The 18939-nt window shown below is 71.4% G+C and carries 19 protein-coding genes; 13 read left to right on the plus strand and 6 right to left on the minus strand.

Annotated elements, in window-relative coordinates; all coding sequences use genetic code 11:
- Positions 1–163: 163 nt before the first annotated feature.
- From OG937_21400 to pstB, 9 genes are all read left to right on the plus strand, one after another.
- Positions 164–1360: an MFS transporter gene (locus OG937_21400; GenBank protein ID WUD74066.1), complete on the plus strand. Its 1197-nt coding sequence runs from the start codon at positions 164–166 to the stop codon at positions 1358–1360.
- Positions 1357–2301 carry a mycothiol synthase gene (gene mshD / locus OG937_21405; protein ID WUD74067.1) on the plus strand — a complete coding sequence of 315 codons (945 nt, stop codon included), beginning with the start codon at positions 1357–1359 and terminating at the stop codon, positions 2299–2301. Before OG937_21400 ends, mshD begins: the two co-directional genes overlap by 4 nt.
- 286 nt (positions 2302–2587) lie before the next feature.
- Complete coding sequence (locus tag OG937_21410) at positions 2588–4906, plus strand: RNA degradosome polyphosphate kinase (protein WUD74068.1); 2319 nt, start codon at positions 2588–2590, stop codon at positions 4904–4906.
- A complete protein-coding gene (locus OG937_21415) occupies positions 4869–6143 on the plus strand; it encodes a CHAD domain-containing protein (protein ID WUD74069.1) in 1275 nt (424 codons plus the stop codon). Before OG937_21410 ends, OG937_21415 begins: the two co-directional genes overlap by 38 nt.
- Before the next feature lie 74 nt (positions 6144–6217).
- The gene (locus tag OG937_21420; GenBank protein WUD78834.1) at positions 6218–6643 is read left to right on the plus strand and encodes an NUDIX hydrolase; all 426 of its coding nucleotides are present in this window, start codon (positions 6218–6220) and stop codon (positions 6641–6643) included.
- A 213-nt stretch (positions 6644–6856) separates the two neighbouring features.
- Positions 6857–7996: a phosphate ABC transporter substrate-binding protein PstS gene (pstS, locus tag OG937_21425; GenBank protein ID WUD74070.1), complete on the plus strand. Its 1140-nt coding sequence runs from the start codon at positions 6857–6859 to the stop codon at positions 7994–7996.
- A 101-nt stretch (positions 7997–8097) separates the two neighbouring features.
- Entirely contained in the window at positions 8098–9087 is a 990-nt protein-coding gene (gene pstC / locus OG937_21430) for a phosphate ABC transporter permease subunit PstC (GenBank protein WUD74071.1), read from the plus strand.
- A complete protein-coding gene (pstA, locus tag OG937_21435; protein ID WUD74072.1) occupies positions 9084–10157 on the plus strand; it encodes a phosphate ABC transporter permease PstA in 1074 nt (357 codons plus the stop codon). Before pstC ends, pstA begins: the two co-directional genes overlap by 4 nt.
- Positions 10158–10200: 43 nt before the next feature.
- A complete protein-coding gene (gene pstB / locus OG937_21440) occupies positions 10201–10977 on the plus strand; it encodes a phosphate ABC transporter ATP-binding protein PstB (GenBank protein ID WUD74073.1) in 777 nt (258 codons plus the stop codon).
- Between the two features lie 142 nt (positions 10978–11119).
- Here the strand turns inward: pstB and OG937_21445 are convergent, their stop codons facing one another.
- Positions 11120–12118 carry an inorganic phosphate transporter gene (locus OG937_21445; protein ID WUD74074.1) on the minus strand — a complete coding sequence of 333 codons (999 nt, stop codon included), beginning with the start codon at positions 12116–12118 and terminating at the stop codon, positions 11120–11122.
- Positions 12119–12123: 5 nt separating this feature from the next.
- The gene (locus OG937_21450) at positions 12124–12744 is read right to left on the minus strand and encodes a DUF47 family protein (protein ID WUD74075.1); all 621 of its coding nucleotides are present in this window, start codon (positions 12742–12744) and stop codon (positions 12124–12126) included.
- Between the two features lie 194 nt (positions 12745–12938).
- Between OG937_21450 and OG937_21455 the strand changes: the two genes are divergently transcribed.
- Positions 12939–13313, plus strand: coding sequence for a metal-sensitive transcriptional regulator (locus OG937_21455; protein ID WUD74076.1), 375 nt, complete (start codon positions 12939–12941; stop codon positions 13311–13313).
- Here the strand turns inward: OG937_21455 and OG937_21460 are convergent.
- Together OG937_21460 and OG937_21465 are read right to left on the minus strand one after the other, a co-directional pair.
- Positions 13310–13516 carry a hypothetical protein gene (locus OG937_21460; GenBank protein WUD74077.1) on the minus strand — a complete coding sequence of 69 codons (207 nt, stop codon included), beginning with the start codon at positions 13514–13516 and terminating at the stop codon, positions 13310–13312. The two genes, OG937_21455 and OG937_21460, sit on opposite strands and share 4 nt — an antisense overlap.
- 71 nt (positions 13517–13587) lie before the next feature.
- Entirely contained in the window at positions 13588–14409 is an 822-nt protein-coding gene (locus OG937_21465) for a hypothetical protein (GenBank protein ID WUD74078.1), read from the minus strand.
- Positions 14410–14529: 120 nt separating this feature from the next.
- Between OG937_21465 and OG937_21470 the strand changes: the two genes are divergently transcribed.
- Together OG937_21470 and OG937_21475 are read left to right on the plus strand one after the other, a co-directional pair.
- Positions 14530–14685: a hypothetical protein gene (locus OG937_21470; GenBank protein WUD74079.1), complete on the plus strand. Its 156-nt coding sequence runs from the start codon at positions 14530–14532 to the stop codon at positions 14683–14685.
- A gap of 103 nt (positions 14686–14788) precedes the next feature.
- Positions 14789–16348 (plus strand): FAD-binding oxidoreductase, encoded by a 1560-nt coding sequence (locus OG937_21475; protein ID WUD74080.1) that lies wholly within the window; start codon positions 14789–14791, stop codon positions 16346–16348.
- A gap of 27 nt (positions 16349–16375) precedes the next feature.
- On the opposite strand, the gene OG937_21480 is transcribed toward OG937_21475, so the two are convergent.
- Together OG937_21480 and OG937_21485 are read right to left on the minus strand one after the other, a co-directional pair.
- On the minus strand, positions 16376–17068 hold the full coding sequence (locus OG937_21480; protein WUD74081.1) for a phosphatase PAP2 family protein: 693 nt from the start codon (positions 17066–17068) through the stop codon (positions 16376–16378).
- Positions 17069–17268: 200 nt separating this feature from the next.
- Positions 17269–18207 (minus strand): bifunctional lytic transglycosylase/C40 family peptidase, encoded by a 939-nt coding sequence (locus OG937_21485; GenBank protein ID WUD74082.1) that lies wholly within the window; start codon positions 18205–18207, stop codon positions 17269–17271.
- Positions 18208–18598: 391 nt separating this feature from the next.
- Between OG937_21485 and OG937_21490 the strand changes: the two genes are divergently transcribed.
- The gene (locus OG937_21490) at positions 18599–18907 is read left to right on the plus strand and encodes a hypothetical protein (protein WUD74083.1); all 309 of its coding nucleotides are present in this window, start codon (positions 18599–18601) and stop codon (positions 18905–18907) included.
- Positions 18908–18939 lie beyond the last annotated feature (32 nt).

Raw genomic sequence — 18939 nt, forward strand, 5'->3', positions numbered from 1 at the left:
GTCAACGCGCGTAGTTGTCAGTGGCTTTGCGGTTACGGGCAGGTTTCGACTGATCGGTACATGACGGGCAGCCGGGAATTCCGTCTCACCCACCGGAATGATCTGTCTCGCCATTCAAACAAGCGACATAGTTGGATCCACCACCGACCGAGGAGGTGCACCCATGCCCCGTCGCTGGCTGATGCTCGCCCTGGGCACCGCCGCACAGACCGCCGCCTGCGCCTTCGTCTACGGAGTCCCCTATCTGGCCGCCACGTTGCGGGACACGGCGCACCTGACGCTGCCGCAGATCGGGCTGCTCATCGCCTGCCCCACCGCCGGCCTGGTCGCCGCCCTCGTCGTGTGGGGCGCCGCCGCCGACCGGTACGGCGAACGCGTCGTCATCGCCACCGGTCTGGGCGGCGCCGCCGCGCTGCTCGCCGTCGCGGCCGGCGCGGTGGGTACCGGGGGCGGCACGACGGCGCTGGGCGCGCTGCTCGCCCTGGCGGGAGCGGCGGGGGCCTCGGTGTACTCCGCGAGCGGACGCCTCGTCATGGGCTGGTTCTCCGCCGGGGAACGCGGGCTGGCCATGGGCATCCGGCAGACCGCCACCCCGCTGGGCATGGGAGTGGCCGCACTGACCATGCCCCCGCTCGCCGCCGCGTACGGGGTGCACGGCGCCTTCGGCTTCCTGGCCGCCGTGTGCGGGGTCGTCGCCTGCCTGGTCGCACTGTTCGCCGTCGACCCGGTACGCCCGCGGACCGGTCCCGGCGCGGCGCCGGCCGCCAACCCCTACCGGGGCTCGGCGACCTTGTGGCGGATCCACGGCGCGGGCGCGCTGCTGGTCGTACCGCAGTTCACGGCGGGGGCCTTCGCCCTCGTGCTGCTGGTGGACACCCGGGGCTGGTCCCCGGTCGGCGCCGGCCGGCTGATCGCCCTCGCGCAGGTGCTGGGGGCCTGCTTCCGGATCGCCGCCGGGCGCTGGTCGGACCGGGTCGGCAGCCGGCTGCGGCCGATGCGGCAACTCGCCGTCGCCACCGCCGTGGTGGTCGTCGCGGCGGCCGTGACCGCGGCCTTCCCCTCCCCGGTGACCGCCGCCGCCCTCGTACTGTCCATAGGGATCACCGCCAGCACCAACGGCCTGTCCTTCACCGCCACGGCCGAACGCGCCGGCCCGTCCTGGTCCGGCCGTGCCCTCGGCGTCCACAACACCGGCCAGAACCTGACCGCCGCCGTCGTCCCGCCGCTGAGCGCCGCCCTCATCTCGGCCACCGGCTACTGGCCCGCCCTCGCCGCCGCGGCGGCCGTGGCCTGCGGTGCGGCGGCACTGGTGCCGATGGACACCTCCCGCACCCCCACGGCCGTAAGCTCGGTCCCATGACCGACGCAGCAGCGCAGCAGACCGCCGTGGGCCCACGCAGGATCGAGACCCTCGACGCGCTGAGCCCCGGCCGCGCCGAGGCGGTCCTGGCCCTGATCGAGGCGGCCGCGGCGGTCGACGGCCAGGCCGCGGTCTCCGAGCAGGGCCGGCTGAACCTGCGCGGCAGCGCCCGTGAGGGCGTACGCCACCTGGTGGTCGAGAGCGACGGCGTGCTCGTCGGGTACGCCCAACTGGAGGACACCGACCCGGTCGAGGCCCCCGCCGCCGAGATGGTCATCCACCCCGCGTACCGCGCGCAGGGTCACGGCCGCGCCCTCGGCCACGCACTGCTCGGCGCCTCCGGCAAACGGCTGCGCGTGTGGGCGCACGGCGGCCATCCCGCCGCCCGCCACCTGGCCGGGCTGCTCGGCCTCGCCCTCTTCCGCGAGCTGCGGCAGCTGCGCCGCCCCCTGGAGGAGGGCGCCGGCGCGCCCCCGCTGGGCGAGCCCGTGCTCCCCGCCGGCGTCACCGTGCGCGCCTTCGTCCCCGGGCAGGACGACGCCGCCTGGCTGGCGGTCAACGCCGCCGCCTTCGCGCACCACCCCGAGCAGGGCAGCCTCACCCAGCGCGACCTCGACGACCGCAAGGCCGAGCCCTGGTTCGACCCGGCCGGCTTCTTCCTCGCCTTCCGCGGCGACCGGCTGGCCGGCTTCCACTGGACGAAGGTGCACGAGCGCGAGCGTCTCGGCGAGGTCTACGTCCTGGGCATCCACCCCGAGGAGCAGGGCGGCGGCCTGGGCCGGGCGCTCACCCTGATCGGGCTGCGGCACCTCGTGCACGACCGCGGCCTGCCCACCGCGATGCTCTACGTCGACGCGGACAACGCCCCCGCCCTCGCCGTCTACGAACGTCTCGGCTTCACCACGCACGAGGTCGACCTGATGTACCGGACGGAGACCTGAGGCTCCCGCGGGCGGGCGATCGGGCCTCCGGCGGAGCCATCCGGGTGCCCGCCCGGACACGGCCGGTACGTACGGCGATTTCCTGACCGCCACCTGCCCGTTACCGGCGATTCAAACTCGCTTGCGAGCATCTGTGAATGCAGACGCCCGCCGCGACCCACCTCCCCCCTCTCGACCTGCCGGTATCCCGGCGCGCCGGGGACAATGGAGGCATGGTCGGTGGCCGGGTTCCGTGCGCCGCCGTCCACGTGAACGACGTGCCGGATCCGGAGGAGGGCTCGCACCCATGGCCTCGATGAATTTCCCGACGAACGCCCGGACCGAGCGGTCCGGCTCCGGTGCTCCCGCCGAGTCCGAGACCCCGGCGGAACAGCCCCCGGCGGAGCAGTCCCCGTCCTACGGCCGCCCGCACGTCGTCCCGCCCCTGCACCCCGAGCTCAAGCGCCTGGACGGCCTCGCGACCGTGCCGCGGCCGGCGGAGAAGTCGGGCGAGGCCCTTCCGGCCGACGCGGCGGTGGACGAGGGCACGGACGAAGAGCTCCCGCTGAACCGTTTCCTTGACCGCGAGCAGAGCTGGCTGGCCTTCAACGAGCGCGTGCTGGAACTCGCCGAGGATCCGGGCACGCCCCTCCTCGAACGGGCCAACTTCCTCGCGATCTTCGCCAGCAACCTGGACGAGTTCTTCATGGTCCGCGTCGCCGGCCTGAAGCGCCGCATCACCACCGGCGTCGCCCAGCGCTCGGCCTCCGGCCTGTCGCCCACCAAGGTGCTGGAGAACATCCTCACCCGCGCCCGCGAGCTCATGGCCCGGCACGCCGCCTGCTTCCAGAACGACGTTGCCCCGGCGCTGGCCGAGGAGGACATCCACATCATCCGGTGGAGCGACCTCACCGAGAAGGAGCAGGCCCGGCTCTTCACGCTCTTCCGCAACAAGATCTTCCCGGTCCTGACTCCGCTGGCCGTCGACCCGGCGCACCCGTTCCCGTACATCTCCGGCCTGTCCCTGAACCTGGCCGTCACCGTGCGCAACCCGGTCTCCGGTCACGACCACTTCGCCCGTGTGAAGGTCCCGCCGATCCTGTCCCGGTTCCTCGAGGCCGGCCCGCAGCGCTTCGTCCCGCTGGAGGACGTCATCGCCGCGCACCTGGAGGAGCTGTTCCCCGGCATGGAGGTGCTGGACAGCCACATGTTCCGGGTGACCCGGAACGAGGACCTGGAGGTCGAGGAGGACGACGCGGAGAACCTGCTCCAGGCCCTGGAGAAGGAGCTGCTGCGGCGCCGCTTCGGTCCCCCGGTCCGCCTGGAGGTCGAGGAGTCGATCTCCCCGCAGGCCCTGGACACCCTGGTCCAGGAGCTGAACATAGAGGACGCCGAGGTCTACCCGCTGCCCGGACCGCTCGACCTGACCGGGCTGTTCGCGATCGCCGGGCAGGACCGTCCGGAGCTGAGGTTCCCGAAGTTCGTCGGCGGCACCCACCCGGACCTGGCCGAGGTCGAGTCCGCGCACGCCACCGACGTCTTCGCGGCGCTGCGCGAGCGCGACGTGCTGCTGCACCACCCCTACAACTCCTTCTCCACCTCCGTGCAGCGGTTCCTGGAGCAGGCCGCGCAGGACCCGGACGTCCTGGCCATCAAGCAGACGCTGTACCGCACCTCCGGCGACTCGCCGATCGTGGACGCGCTGATCGACGCCGCCGAGGCCGGCAAGCAGGTGCTGGTGCTGGTCGAGATCAAGGCGCGCTTCGACGAGCAGGCCAACATCAAGTGGGCCCGCAAGCTGGAGGAGGCCGGCTGCCACGTCGTCTACGGCCTGGTCGGGCTGAAGACGCACTGCAAGCTGTCGCTGGTGGTCCGCCAGGAGGGCGACACGCTGCGCCGCTACAGCCACGTCGGCACCGGCAACTACCACCCGAAGACCGCCCGGCTCTACGAGGACCTCGGGCTGCTGACCGCCGACGCGCAGGTCGGCGCCGACCTGTCCCACCTGTTCAACCGGCTCTCCGGCTACTCGCGCCGCGAGACCTACAACCGGCTGCTGGTGGCCCCGCGCAGCCTGCGCGACGGGCTGGTCTCGCGGATCCTCGCGGAGATCGCCCACCACCGCGAGGGCCGGCCCGCGTACATCCGGATCAAGGCCAACTCGATGGTCGACGAGGCGATCATCGACGCCCTGTACCGGGCCTCCATGGCCGGCGTGCCCGTCGACGTCTGGGTGCGCGGCATCTGCGCGCTGCGCCCGGGGGTGCCGGGGCTGTCGGAGAACATCCGGGTGCGCAGCGTGCTCGGCCGCTTCCTGGAGCACTCCCGGGTCTTCGTCTTCGGCAACGGAGGCGACCCCGAGGTGTGGCTCGGCAGCGCCGACATGATGCACCGCAACCTCGACCGCCGGATCGAGGCGCTGGTCCGGGTCGCCGACCCGGCGCACCGCGCCTCCCTGAACCGATTCCTGGAGACCGGAACCTCGGACTCCACCTCGTCCTGGTGGCTCGGCCCGGACGGGGACTGGACCCGGCACAGCACCGACGCCGAAGGGCGTCCGCTGCCCCACATCCAGGAGATGCTCATCGATGCGCGGAGGCGCCGGCGTGGCCCAGCGACACCCTGACACGGCAGCGACGCCCGCCGGCCTGACCGCCGGCGGGCTCCCCGACCGTGAGGCCGGTGCGGTCCTCGGACAGTACCTGCGGGAGGAGGCCACGGCCTTTCTGCGCGCACTGGCACCACGTGAGGGCGAACCCGGCCGCCCCCAGGACGACACCGCCGAGAGCGGCCGCCAGATGCGCCGCTCGGCCCGCCGCATCGCCGGCACGCTGCACACCTTCGGGTCGCTCACCGACCCGGGCTGGGCCGACCCCCTGCGGGCCGAGCTCGGCTGGCTCACCGACACCCTCGGCCGCGAGCACCGCTACGCCGCCCGGCTCAGCCGGCTGATCGGCGCACTGCAGCGGCTGGCCTCCGCGGAGGACACCGGGGGCATCCCCGCCGCTCCCTCCGACGACGACCTCGGCCTGTGGCTGCCGGTGCCCACCGCGCCGGACCCGGCGGCCGCGGTGTCCGAACCGCCCCGCGAGCGCCTGGGCGGCGTCGCGGAGACCCCGCGCGGCACGGCGGCCGCGCCCCAGGCGCCCGCCGAGCTCCCGGAACCGCTGACCGCGGTGGCCCACGCCGCCGGGACCCGTCGCTCCCCCGCTCCGCCGCAGGCCGCCGAACGCGGCGGCGCCGCGAGCGGCCCGCTCGCCGTGGGCGCCGCCCGGGCCGGTGCCCTGCTGGAACGTCAGCTCACCCTCGCCCGGACCCGGGCGCACTCCGCCGCCCTGCAGGCCATGGGCTCCTCGCGGTTCCACGCGGTGGTGGACGCGGTGGCGGTGCTCGCCTCCGAGGTGCCGCTGTCCCCCGCGGCGCGCAAACCCGCCGCCACCGTGCTGCCGCTGCTGGCGGAACAGGCCCACGCCCGGCTCACCGAGGCCGCGGCCGCGCTGCCGCTGACGCGCGCACGGCACCCGTACAACGGCGAGACGCTCCACGCCGCGCTCGCCGGCGAACTGCCCGCCGAACGCCAGGACGCCGCGTGGAACCGGGTCCGCGTCCTGCTGCGCCTGCGCCGTTACGCCCAGGAGGTGCTGGCCTACGACGACGGGGACTCCGCCGCCCGGCTGGCCGCCGCGGCGCGGGTGCTGGAGCAGCACCGCGAGGCCTCGGAGGCGGCGACCGCCGTCACCGCCGCCGCACGCACCCCGCGGATCGCCCCCGCCACCGCCTACGCGCTGGGCGTGCTCCACGCCGACCAGCGCCTGGAGGTGGAGGCGGCCCGGTACGCCTTCGCCCACCTGTGGTCACGCTGACGGTCGCACTGAGCGTCCGCCCGCCCGCGGGAGCGGCCCGTGACCCGCAGCCCCGCCCGGAAAGGAGCACCGCCATCGCCTCCACCGGAACCGCCGACACCCCGATCCTCGCCGCCGGAGCGGTGCTGTGGCGCCGCTCCCCGTTCGACGACGGCCTGGAGATCGCGCTGATCCACCGCCCCAAGTACGACGACTGGTCGCTTCCCAAGGGGAAGTTGAAGCGCGGGGAGACGGCGCTGGACGGCGCGCTCCGCGAGGTCAAGGAGGAGACCGGGCTCGACTGCGTGCCCGGGCGGGTGCTCCCCTCCTCCACGTACGTCGTGGAGGGGCGCACGAAGATCGTGCGTTACTGGGCCGCCGAGGCGCGTGAGGGCTCCTTCGCCCCGAACCACGAGGTCGACCGCATGGTCTGGCTGCCGCCGGCCGCCGCGCGCAACCGGCTCACCCATGAGCGGGACCGTGCCGTGCTCGACGCGTTCCTGCGCGGAACGCGCAGGTGACGATGGCACGCTGAGACGTACGCCACTCGGTGTGGGCTACAGCACCGCACTGATATGCGAGGTTCACCTTGCGTTCACCCTTGGCCGTCGACCACTTCACCTGATCTGCCTAATTTCGGCCTTACCGGTGAGCGAGCAGCCGCCGGGTGGATGCAGAAATCCATACCTCTGCTTCGCCGTCCACCGGCGGGCTTCAGGAAGGAATCACCAAAGGTGAAGCTTCAGCGTAAGAGCGGGCTCCGCGCCCTGACCGTCGGCGCGGTCGCGGTCTCCGGTGCCCTCATGCTCACTGCGTGCGGTTCGGACGACAACACGAACGCGGGCGGCGACAGCAGCAAGGCGCCCACCTCGTCCAGCAGCATCAAGTGCGCGGACAAGGGCGGCCAGCTCCTCGCTTCGGGCTCCTCGGCGCAGCAGAACGCCATGGACGCCTGGGTCAAGAACTACCAGCAGGCCTGCGCCGACGCCCAGATCAACTACAAGGCGTCGTCCTCCGGTGAGGGCATCATCGACTTCAACAACGGCACGGACGGCTTCGCCGGCTCCGACTCGCCGCTGAAGCCCGAAGAGGTCGAGGCGTCCAAGAAGGTCTGCACCGACGGCACCGGCATCAGCATCCCGATGGTCGGCGGCCCCATCGCCATCGGTTACAACGTCTCCGGCGTGGACAACCTGGTCCTGGACGCCCCGACCCTGGCCAAGATCTTCGACTCGAAGATCACCACCTGGGACGACGCGGCCATCAAGAAGCTGAACCCGGACGCCAAGCTCCCCAGCTCCAAGATCCAGACCTTCCACCGTCAGGACGAGTCCGGCACCACGGACAACCTCACCAAGTACTTCAACGGTGCCGCCAAGGACGCGTGGCCGTACGAGCACGCCAAGGCGTGGGCGGGCAAGGGCGGCCAGTCCGCCGCCAAGTCCGCCGGTGTCGCGGCCCAGGTCAAGCAGGTCAACGGCTCCATCGGTTACTTCGAGCTCTCCTACGCGACCGCCAACAGCATCAAGACGGTGAAGGTCGACACCGGCGCCTCCGCCCCGGTCGAGGCCACCGCCGACAACGCCTCCGCCGGCATCGCGCAGGCGAAGGTCGTGGGCACCGGTGCCGACCTGTCCCTGGACATGTCCGCCGCGTACACCACCAAGGCCGACAACGCCTACCCGATCGTCCTGGTGACCTACGAGATCGCCTGTGACAAGGGCAACAAGGCCGACACCCTGCCGCTGGTGAAGTCCTTCCTGGGCTACACCGCCTCCGAGGAGGGCCAGTCGATCCTGTCCGAGGCCGGCTACGCGCCGCTCCCGGCCGAGATCGCCACGAAGGTCCGCTCCACCGTGGACGCCCTGTCCTAACCCAGTCGACCGGCCCCGCGACGCACGTCGCGGGGCCGGTCGCACTTCCGGTGCACCGCCGCCGGGGGAGTGATCCCCCACCCAGACCGGAGAAAAAACCGATGGCTATAACTACACAGAACCCCACCCCGCCAACGGCCGCGAAGCACGCCGGGGCGAACGTCACGCGCCCTGGCGACAAGATCTTCTCGGGCCTGTCCCGTGGTTCCGGCATCCTGCTGCTGGTCGTCATGGCGTCGATCGCGATCTTCCTGACGATCCGCGCGATCAACGCGATCTCCAAGGACCACGGCAACTTCCTGACCACCTTCGAGTGGAACGCCAACGCCAACCCGCCGGTCTTCGGCATCGCGGTGCTGGCCTACGGCACGATCGTCAGCTCGATCATCGCGATGGCCATCGCGGTCCCGATCGCGGTCGGCATCGCGCTGTTCATCTCGCACTACGCGCCGCGCCGCCTCGCCTCCCCGCTCTCGTACATCGTCGACCTGCTCGCCGCCGTGCCCAGCATCATCTACGGCCTGTGGGGCGCGCTGTTCCTGGTCCCGCACCTGACCGGCCTCAACATGTGGCTGGACGAGTACCTCGGCTGGACCGTCGTCTTCGAGAAGGAAGACCCGCAGGGCGCGGCCCGCTCGATCTTCACCGTCGGCATCCTGCTGGCGATCATGATCCTCCCGATCATCACCAACGTCAGCCGCGAGGTCTTCCGGCAGGTGCCGCGGATGCACGAGGAGGCCGCCCTGGCCCTCGGCGCGACCCGCTGGGAGACCATCCGCATGTCGGTGCTCCCCTTCGCCCGGTCCGGCATCATCAGCGCCTCGATGCTCGGCCTCGGCCGCGCGCTCGGCGAGACGATGGCCGTCGCCACGGTGCTGTCCGCCGCGCCCATCCTGTCGGTGCACGTCCTGGACCCGGTCGGCGGGACCTTCTCCCAGAACATCGTCGCCAAGTTCGGCGAGGCCAACGAGTTCGGCCGTGACGCGCTGATCGCCTCCGGTCTGGTGCTCTTCGTCATCACCCTGCTCGTCAACGGCGCCGCCCGCGCGATCATCGCCAAGCGCAAGGAATACTCGGGGGCCAACGCATGAGCCACGCAGTAGCAGACAAGCGCTCCGCCCCCGCGGTGCCGCAGCGGGCCCTGGCCCAGCGCCGGCTCCCGAAGTGGGCCCCCGCGGGCATAGCGGCCGGCGCGCTCGTGCTCGCCGTCGGCATCGGCCTCGGTGCCGGCCTGGACAGCAAGCTCCAGTGGGGCCTGATCGCCGTCCTGCTGTTCGTGCTCGGCACCTACGCGATCGCCACGGCGGTCGAGGGCCGCCGCCAAGCCAAGGACCGGGTCGCCACCAGCGTCGTCTGGGCGTCCTTCATCCTCGCCGCGCTCCCGCTGTACTCGCTGATCCAGACCACGGTCAGCAAGGGCGTCAAGATCCTCGACGGCGCCTTCCTGTCGCACTCCATGAACGGCGTGCTGACCATCGGCGAGGGCGGCGGTGTGTACCACGCCATCATCGGCACCCTGGAGCAGGTCGGCATCGCCACCGCCATCGCGGCCCCGATCGGCATGCTGACCGCCGTCTACCTGGTCGAGTACGGCAAGGGCCGGCTCGCCCTGGCGGTGACCTTCTTTGTCGACGTCATGACGGGCATCCCGTCGATCGTCGCCGGTCTGTTCATCCTGTCGACCTGGAACCTGCTGCTGGGCTTCGGCCCCTCGGGCTTCGCCGGCGCCATGGCCCTGGCCATCCTGATGATGCCGGTGGTCGTCCGCTCCACCGAGGAGATGCTCAAGCTCGTCCCGAACGAGCTGCGCGAGGCCTCGCTGGCGCTCGGTGTCCCCAAGTGGCGCACCATCGTGAAGGTGGTCATCCCGACCGCGATCGGCGGCATCACCACGGGCGTCATGCTCGCGGTCGCCCGCATCGCCGGCGAGAGCGCCCCCATCGCGCTGTTGGTCTTCGGCAACAACCTGATCAACAACGACCCGTTCAACGGCCCTCAGGCCTCGCTGCCGTTCTACATCTTCCAGCAGTACCAGAACGGCAACGACGCGAGCTATGACCGGGCGTGGGCGGCGGCACTCGTGCTGATCGCCTTCGTCATGATCCTCAACCTGATGGCGCGCGGCATCGCGCGCTGGAAGGCCCCGAAGACCGGTCGCTGACGCGGCCAACATCAGCGACCCAAGGATTGCGAGCATCACCACCATGGCCAAGCGAATCGACGTCAGCGGACTCTCCGCGTACTACGGCGGCTTCAGGGCGATCGACGACATCTCGATGAACATCGAGCCGCGCACGGTGACGGCCTTCATCGGCCCGTCCGGCTGCGGCAAGTCCACCTTCCTGCGCACCCTCAACCGCATGCACGAGGTCACCCCCGGCGGCCGCGTCGAGGGCAAGGTGCTCCTGGACGACGAGAACCTCTACGGCCCCGGCGTGGACCCGGTCTCCGTGCGCCGCACGGTCGGCATGGTCTTCCAGCGCCCCAACCCGTTCCCGACGATGTCGGTCTACGACAACGTCGCGGCCGGCCTGAAGCTGAACGGCGTCAAGAAGAAGAGCGACCTCGACGCGATCGTCGAGCGGTCGCTGCGCGGCGCCAACCTCTGGAACGAGGTCAAGGACCGCCTCAACAAGCCCGGCTCGGGCCTGTCCGGCGGTCAGCAGCAGCGTCTGTGCATCGCCCGCGCCATCGCGGTCGAGCCCCAGGTCCTGCTCATGGACGAGCCCTGCTCCGCGCTCGACCCGATCTCCACCCTCGCCATCGAGGACCTGATCGGTGAGCTCAAGGAGCGTTTCACCATCGTCATCGTGACCCACAACATGCAGCAGGCCGCGCGCGTCTCCGACCGCACCGCCTTCTTCAACCTGTCGGCGGTGGGCCAGCCCGGCAAGCTGATCGAGATCGACGAGACGGAGCGCATCTTCTCCAACCCGTCCGTCCAGGCGACCGAGGACTACATCTCCGGCCGCTTCGGCTGATCCGTCCCGCAGCCGGCCACAGCCGTCCTGCGGTGCTGCATGGCGGTGCCACCGCAAGGCGAAGGGCCCGCCCCCCGTACGGGGGGCGGGCCCATTTGCGTCGTACCCGGGGGCGCGTACCCGGGGGCGGGCCGTCCCCGGCTCAGCCGAAGGCCACGTGCACCACGGCGTAGACCAGCGCGGCCACCAGCCCCGCGGCCGGCATGGTGATGAACCAGCCGGTCACGATGTTCTTCGCGACGCCCCAGCGGACCGCGTTGACCCTCTTCGTCGCACCGACGCCCATGATCGCCGAGGTGATGATGTGGGTCGTGGAGATCGGCGCCTTGAAGATGTAGGCGGTCGTGTAGAGGATCGACGCCGCCGTGGTCTCGGCGGCGAAGCCCTGCGGCGGGTCCAGCTCGATGATCTTGCGGCCGAGGGTGCGCATGATGCGCCAGCCGCCGGCGTACGTACCGAGCGAGAGCATCGCCGCGCAGGCGAACTTCACCCACAGCGGGATCCCGTCGCCCTCCTCCTGGACGTCGGCGATGGTCAGCGCGAGCACGACGACACCCATCGTCTTCTGCGCGTCCTGCAGGCCGTGGCCGAGCGCCATGCCCGCCGCCGAGACGGTCTGCGCGATGCGGAAGCCGCGCTTGGCCTTGTGGGGGTTGGCCTTCCGGAAGATCCACAGGATGGCCAGCATCACCAGGTAGCCGACGACCAGGCCGACGACCGGCGACAGGAACATCGGCAGGATGACCTTGTCCACCACCCCGGACCAGATGACCCCCGTGCCGCCGGCCAGCGCCGCCCCCACCAGACCGCCGAAGAGCGCGTGGCTGCTGGAGGAGGGCAGGCCGTAGTACCAGGTGATCAGGTTCCAGACGATCGCCCCGACCAGCCCGGAGAAGAGGATCGCCATGCCGGTCTGCCCGTGCGGCGTCTCGATCAGGCCCTCGCTGACGGTGTGGGCGATCCCGGTGCCGAGGAAGGCGCCGGCGAGGTTCATCACCGCGGCCATCGCCAGCGCGGCCCGCGGGGTCAGTGCCCGGGTGGACACGGAGGTGGCGATGGCGTTCGCGGAGTCGTGGAAGCCGTTGGTGTACGTGAAGAAGAGCGCGACGCCGATGGTCACGACCAGAGAGAACGTCTCCACCGGGGTCAGGACTCCTTGACCGCGATGGTCTCCACGGTGTTGGCCACGTGCTCGAAGGCGTCCGCCGCCTCCTCCAGGACGTCCACGATCTGCTTGAGCTTGAGCACCTCGATGGCGTCGTACTTGCCGTTGAAGAGGTGGGCCAGCAGCTTGCGGTGGATCTGGTCCGCCTGGTTCTCCAGCCGGTTGACCTCGATCCAGTACTCGGTGAGGTTGTCCATGGTCCGCAGGTGCGGCATCGCCTCGGCGGTCAGCTCGGCCGCCCTGGCCAGCACCTCGATCTGCTGCTCGACCCCACGGGGCAGTTCCTCGACCTGGTACAGCACCACCAGGTCGACGGCCTCCTCCATGAAGTCCATGATGTCGTCGAGGGACGACGCCAGGGAGTAGATGTCCTCCCGGTCGAAGGGCGTGATGAAGGAGGAGTTCAGCTGGTGGAAGATCGCGTGCGTGGCATCGTCTCCCGCGTGCTCCGCGGCACGCATCCGTTCCGCGATCTCCGAGCGGGTGGCCGAATCGGCCCCGAGCAGTTCCATGAGGAGCTTCGACCCTGTGACGATGTTGTCCGCGGATGCGGCGAACATGTCGTAGAAGCTCGTCTCCCTGGGGGTCAGACGAAAGCGCACGTGAAGTCCTCGGAATACATCGGTTTCGGTCGCATTGATGCTAGGCGCATCATCCGGCAACAGCTAACCGGCGTCCTACAGTGTCGCTCATCGCCGCGGGTGCGCCCCAGCTGGGGTTCTGCGCGCGCCCTCGCACATTGGGGCGAATTCGGTACGATATACCCTGCCGGGGTATAGGGGGCAGGAGGGACATCATGACGGTCACCGAGACCGGTGGCGCCGAGGAACAGGCGCAGTCGCCGGCGGACGACGCCGGGGACGCTCCGGAGCACGGGCACGAGGCGCACCAGCACGGCTACGCCAAACAAAAGGACCAGCACCTCAAGCGGCTGCGCCGCATCGAGGGCCAGATCCGCGGTCTGCAGCGGATGGTCGAGCAGGACGTGTACTGCATCGACATCCTCACCCAGGTGTCGGCCGGTACGAAGGCTCTCCAGTCCTTCGCTCTCCAGTTGCTGGAGGAGCACTTGCGGCACTGCGTGGCGGACGCCGCGGCGAAGGGCGGACCGGAGGCCGACGACAAGGTGGCCGAGGCCACCGCCGCCATAGCCCGGCTGCTCCGGAGCTAGCGACCGGCCCCTGCCGACCACCGGGTCCCCTGCGCGGGCACGCGGGGGCTCACGTTCAGCACCTCGTCGATGCGCTCGGAACTCAGCCGTTCCTCGGTCGTCGCCGACGCCGCGATCATCAGCTCGCAGCACAGCTCGATCTCCGCGAGGGCCACGTGGACCTGATCGTCCTGGTCCAGGAGCCACACCGCCACGTGCACCACCTCCTCCCCGCCCAGCGTAGGGACTGGTGCACGGTCCGTGCATGACACGGACGGGCCATTTCGGCAAGCCCTCAGGGGCCGGTCGCAGAAACGATCTTCCCCGTGTAGATGTCGGTCTCCCGGGGCAGCGTGACCCGCACCGGCACCCCGAATCCGTACATCCCGGTCGTCGAGACCACCGTGACCTGCGCCGGCGCGCTCCGTACGCTTGCGCCCCCGCCGTTGCTGAAGGTGAAGCGCTGCCGCACCTTGCGCAGCCGGCCGTCCTCGTCGAGCCAGGCGTCGAACGGGACCCGGGTCACGGTGAAGCCCTCCGCCGCGGCCGCGAGCTCCGCCCGCACCAGCGGTGAGGCGACGCGTGCGGCGTCCGCGATGTCCGTGACCCCCTGGTAGTGGCGCACCCGCACCCCGTCCAGGGTCTCCGTCCCGGTCTGCCGCACCTCCCGCGCCCCCCGCAGCAGCTCCACGGCCACCAGGGGGTCGGTCGCGCCCCCCGTGACGAGGTTGCCGTCCGGCAGCCTGGTCGTGTCGACCCGCACCCACTTGTCGGCGGGCACGCCCTCGCCCCGGTTCTTCATGTAGAGGGCGCCGGGCGTCAGCAGCTCCGTGACCGGCTCGTGCTCGGCGTCCCCGGCCGCGTCCGGCGGCAGGACCACCTGGAGGCTGCCGCGGCGCTCGGCGTAGTCGAAGGAACCGGTGCCCCTGATGGCGATCTTCGTGCCGCCGCTGGCCATCTCCATCGACGTGACGATCTTCGAGCTGCCCGCGGCGGCCAGGGAGTCCACCGCCTGCCGCAGCGTCTCCCCGGCGTCGACCGGGACGCTGTCCACCTCGACGGCCTCACCGGCGGCCGAGCACCCCGCCACCGCCAGCGCGCACAACCCGAGACCCACGGCTGCCACAGTCGCCCGACCGAGCTGCCCCATCTCCGCCAACCCCCTGCACCCGCGCCTCGGACGTCGTCGGGCATAACGAGGGTCAGGGCACCGCGTCACGGCCGGTAGCTTTGTTCCGTGCCTCCCAGCGATCCGCCCCCGCCCCCCCACCGGGCGACCACCACCGAGCAGGGCGCCTTCTCCCGCGCGACCTGCGTCTGCGGCTGGCGGGGCCCGGCGCGCCGGGCGCGCGACCGCGCCCGGCGCGACGCCACCGACCACGAGCAGGGCTGACGACGGCCCGGCGGACGTCACATCCCCCACCCGCAACCGGTCACCTGTTCCCCACCGTCCTCACGGACGACCACACGGGGGAAGCGGAGCGGGAGGCCCCACCTTGAACCGACGAACTTTGATCCGCGGCGGCGCCGGCGTCGCCGCGGCGGGCTGGCTGGCCACGGCCTGCACCCCCGAGGGCGGTCGCCCCGCGCACGCGGGCAGCGCCGCGCCCGGCACCCCCGGCACCGCCACGACGGCCGGCAGCGCCGCGTCCCCCAGCGCCTCGCCGACCGCCCGCCCCGACTGGAAGGCCCTCGGCCGCACCCTGGACGGCAGCCTCGTCCTGCCCGACGACGCGGACTACGCCACCGCACGCCTGCTGTACAACACCCGCTTCGACGGGCAGCGCCCCGCCGCCGTGGCGTACGTCTCCGGCACCGAGGACATCCGCGCGTGCCTGGACTTCGCCCGCCGCACCGGCGTCCCCGTCTCGGTCCGCAACGGCGGGCACTCCTACGCCGGCTACTCCGGCGGCAAGGGCCGGCTCGTCCTCGACGTCTCGTCCATGGCCTCGGTGAGCCTGTCCGGCGGCACCGCGACCATCGGCGGCGGGGCGAAGCTCATCGACGTCTACACCAAGCTCGGCGCGAGCGGACGCACCCTGCCGGCCGGCTCGTGCCCGACGGTCGGCATATCCGGCCTCACCCTGGGCGGCGGCCACGGGGTGCTCAGCCGCGCGTACGGGCTGACCTGCGACAGCCTCACCGGCGCCGAGATCGTCACGGCGGGCGGCCGGGTGCTGCGCTGCAGCGCCGGCGAGAACCCGGAGTTGTTCTGGGCGCTGCGCGGCGCGGGCGGCGGCCAGTTCGGCGTGGTCACCCGGCTGACGTTCGACACGCAGGCCTCACCGCAGGTCGTCACCGGCTACCTGACCTGGCCCTGGAGCAAGGCCGCCGCCGTCCTGCGCGCCTGGCAGGAGTGGGGGCCCACCCAGCCCGACGAGATCTGGTCCGCCCTGCACCTGGACAAGTCAGGCACCGGATCCCCGCAGATCAGCATCGCCACCGTGGGCATCACCTCGCGCGACGGGCTCGCGAACGCCGTCGACCGGCTCGCCGACACCATCGGTGCCCCCGCGACGAGCGTCTCCCTGCACCCGCGCTCCTACCTCGACGCCGCCCTCGCGTACGCGGGCTGCTCGAACCTGAGCACCGCCCAGTGCCACCTGCCCGGCACCACCCCGGGTCGCAGCCCCTCCGGCCGGCTCGGCCGGGAGACCTACGCGGCCCGCTCGGACTTCTACGACCGCTCGCTCTCCGCCGCAGGCATCCAGACCCTCCTGTCCCAGGTGGAGGGGCTCCGCTCCGGCTCCGGCAGCGTCTCCCTCACCGCGCTGGGCGGCGCCGTCAACCGTGTCGCGCCCACGGCCACCGCCTTCGTGCACCGGCGCTCGCGCTTCCTGGCGCAGTACATAGAGAACCCCGGCACCACGGGCTGGCTGACCGGGCTCCACGCGGCCATGCGCCGCCACGCCTCCGGCGCCGCCTACCAGAACTACACCGACGCCACGCTGACCGACTGGCGCACCGCCTACTACGGCTCGGCCGCCGACAAGCTGACCCGCCTGAAGACCCGGTACGACCCCGCGCGGCTGTTCAGCTTCCAGCAGGCCCTGTAACGAGGCACCGTCCGCCGGCGGCGGCCGTCAGGCGGCCAGGTCCTTGTCGACCGCCGACGGCTCCGGGTAGGGCTCGCCCCGGCGGGCCTCCGGCCGGCCCGGGGCGGCCTGCACGAGCACGCCGATGCGGGACCCCGCCACGGCCGTCGTCAGCGGTGTCAGCAGGGCCAGCGCCGCCGGGGCCAGCAGCAGCGCGACGGCCGTGCCCAGGGCGAAGCCGCCCAGGACGTCGGTGGGGTAGTGCACGCCCATGTAGACGCGGCAGAAGCCCTCGGCCAGCGCGACGGCGATGGCCGCCAGGCCCCACTTGCGGCTGACCATGAACAGGCCCATCGCGACGGCCATCGTCAAGGTGGCGTGGTCGCTGACGAAGGAGAAGTCGGTCTTCCCCTTCACCAGGACGTCGATGCCCTCGTGCTCCACGAAGGGCCGGGGCCGGTCCACGAAGTTCCGCAGCGGGATGTTGAGCGCCAGCGCGATCGACGCCGCCAGCCCGGACCAGATCACACCCGCCACGGCCGTCGGCGCCTCCGCGCCGCTGCGGCGCGCCACGCGCCACCAGCACCAGCCGGCGATCAGCACCATGAGCAGGATCAGGCCGTACTCGCCGACGGCCTCCATCACGCGGTCGAACCAGCGCGGGGCGTCCTTCGCGAGCCCGTTGATGTCGCGGAGCAGACTGACGTCGGGGTTCGAGCCGTCCAGTGAGAGCTCTGCCACCGGTGTCCCCTCATTCTCTTCCGCCGCACCCCCGTGCACGTCCGTGTGGGAGTTGATTCTCCCCCGTCCAACGGACGGCACGGTACGTCGCGTTCCGGTCTCCACCGGATGATCACCAAGGTGTTATCGAAGGGAGACACGTTCCCGCATGCCGGGGCCGGGTGTTCACCCACAGCGACGCCGCGGCGGGCGCGCGGCGGTCACACCGCCGCCGCGCCCGCCGCCGTCACGCGCGTCGCCCCGATGTAGTCCGGGGTGTCGATCTTGTCGAAGCGGATCACCGCGCCCGTGTACGGAGCGTTGATCATGTAGCCGCCGCCGACGTAGATCCCCACGTGGTGGATGGACCGCGGGTCGGTCAGGTCGTACGCGAAGAAGACCAGGTCGCCCGGGAGCAGCTCGTCCCGCTTCGGGTGCGGTCCGGCGTTCCACTGGTCGTTGGCCACGCGCGGCAGCTCGATCCCCACCGAGTGGTACGCCGCCTTCGTCAGGCCCGAGCAGTCGAACCGGCCGCCCTGCTCCGGCGTGCCGTTGCCGCCCCACAGGTACTTCGTCCCCAGCTTCTGCTGGGCGTAGTAGATCGCGCCCGCCGACTGCCGCGACGGCCCCACCGGGCCCACGGGAGCCGCGAAGCTCTTCTGCAGGGTCGTGATGATCCGGACGTAGTTCTGCGTCTCCCGGATCCGCGGCACCCCGCCGGCCTGGATGACCCGGTACGCACCCGCGTTGTACGCGGCGAGCATGTTCTCCGTCGGGTCCCCCGGCACGTCCTTGACGTAGCCGGCCAGCTCGCAGTCGTACGAGGCGGCCGAGGGGATGGCGTCCGCCGGGTCCCACACGTCGCGGTCCCCGTCGCCGTCCCCGTCCACGCCGTGCGTCGCCCACGTCCCGGGGATGAACTGCGCTATCCCCTGCGCCTGCGCCGCGCTCTGCGCCTTCGGGTTCCAGCCGCTCTCCTGGTAGAGCTGGGCCGCCAGCAGCGCCGGGTCGATGGCCCCGCAGAGGTTCCCCCACTTCTGCACCAGGCCCTGGTACGCCGCGGGCACCGCCCCCGTGGCGAGCGTCACCGCCCCGCCCCCGCCCGTCAGCTTCGCCGCCACCAGGTACGTGCCGACCACGAGCAGCATGACGAACGACATGAAGAGGCCACCCACGACCCCCGACACCAGCCAGGCCTTCCGCGCGGTCCGCGAAGCCGCCGTCACCCGCCCCACCCCTTCGTCACATCACCCTGCCCGGCACGGAAGGTGACGGTGCGCCAGGCCCTGGGGAGCATCCCCACCCGCAGCGCCGCCAATCGTTGCCCTCCGCTCACCACCGTGATACACAGAGTAGTCAACAAAGTCCCATCGAACACCGGATCGCACGCCAGTGTGTCCAGTCTGGCGGTTGCGGCCCGGATCACACCGGGGAATCGGCTGAGAAAGTCGCCGAGTCGACATACGACGGCGGCATCCTCCGCCAAGATAGACCTTGGCTCCTTGCGCCCCGTCGAGGACGCCAACTGATCTAGCGTGGTGGTGAGTTCTCATGTTCCTGGCGGCCGACAAGGGCGACATCAACACCATCATCGGTGGTATCGCCCCGGACTGGGGGCCTTTCGGCTCTCTGGGGAACGAAGCACGCGTCATGATCGAGGTGGTCATGGCAGTGGCGATCCTGCTCTGCCTGGCCATCGCGATCTGGGGCGCGGCGAAACAGCGCATCGGAGCCACGGCGCTCCGCGACACCTTCAGTGCGGAGCAGGGCAAGGGACTGATCATCGCCGGCCTGACCGGCGTGTTCATCATCGGCTCCCTCGGCACGCTCTTCACCATCGTCTACGGGATGGCGGTCTAGCGACCACGCGTCGGAGTCCGCCCCATCCCCTG

The sequence above is a fragment of the Streptomyces sp. NBC_00510 genome, assembly GCA_036013505.1.
Lineage (GTDB): Bacteria > Actinomycetota > Actinomycetes > Streptomycetales > Streptomycetaceae > Actinacidiphila.

Coding starts and splice junctions, on each gene's coding strand:
- OG937_21400 (WUD74066.1), top strand. CDS start 164: ATGCCCCGTCGCTGGCTGATGCTCGCCCTGGGCACCGCCGCACAGACC.
- pstA (WUD74072.1), top strand. CDS start 9,084: ATGAGCCACGCAGTAGCAGACAAGCGCTCCGCCCCCGCGGTGCCGCAG.
- OG937_21455 (WUD74076.1), top strand. CDS start 12,939: ATGACGGTCACCGAGACCGGTGGCGCCGAGGAACAGGCGCAGTCGCCG.
- OG937_21485 (WUD74082.1), bottom strand. CDS start 18,207: ATGTCGTTCGTCATGCTGCTCGTGGTCGGCACGTACCTGGTGGCGGCG.
- OG937_21490 (WUD74083.1), top strand. CDS start 18,599: ATGTTCCTGGCGGCCGACAAGGGCGACATCAACACCATCATCGGTGGT.
- OG937_21415 (WUD74069.1), top strand. CDS start 4,869: ATGCGCGGAGGCGCCGGCGTGGCCCAGCGACACCCTGACACGGCAGCG.
- mshD (WUD74067.1), top strand. CDS start 1,357: ATGACCGACGCAGCAGCGCAGCAGACCGCCGTGGGCCCACGCAGGATC.
- pstC (WUD74071.1), top strand. CDS start 8,098: ATGGCTATAACTACACAGAACCCCACCCCGCCAACGGCCGCGAAGCAC.
- OG937_21410 (WUD74068.1), top strand. CDS start 2,588: ATGGCCTCGATGAATTTCCCGACGAACGCCCGGACCGAGCGGTCCGGC.
- pstB (WUD74073.1), top strand. CDS start 10,201: ATGGCCAAGCGAATCGACGTCAGCGGACTCTCCGCGTACTACGGCGGC.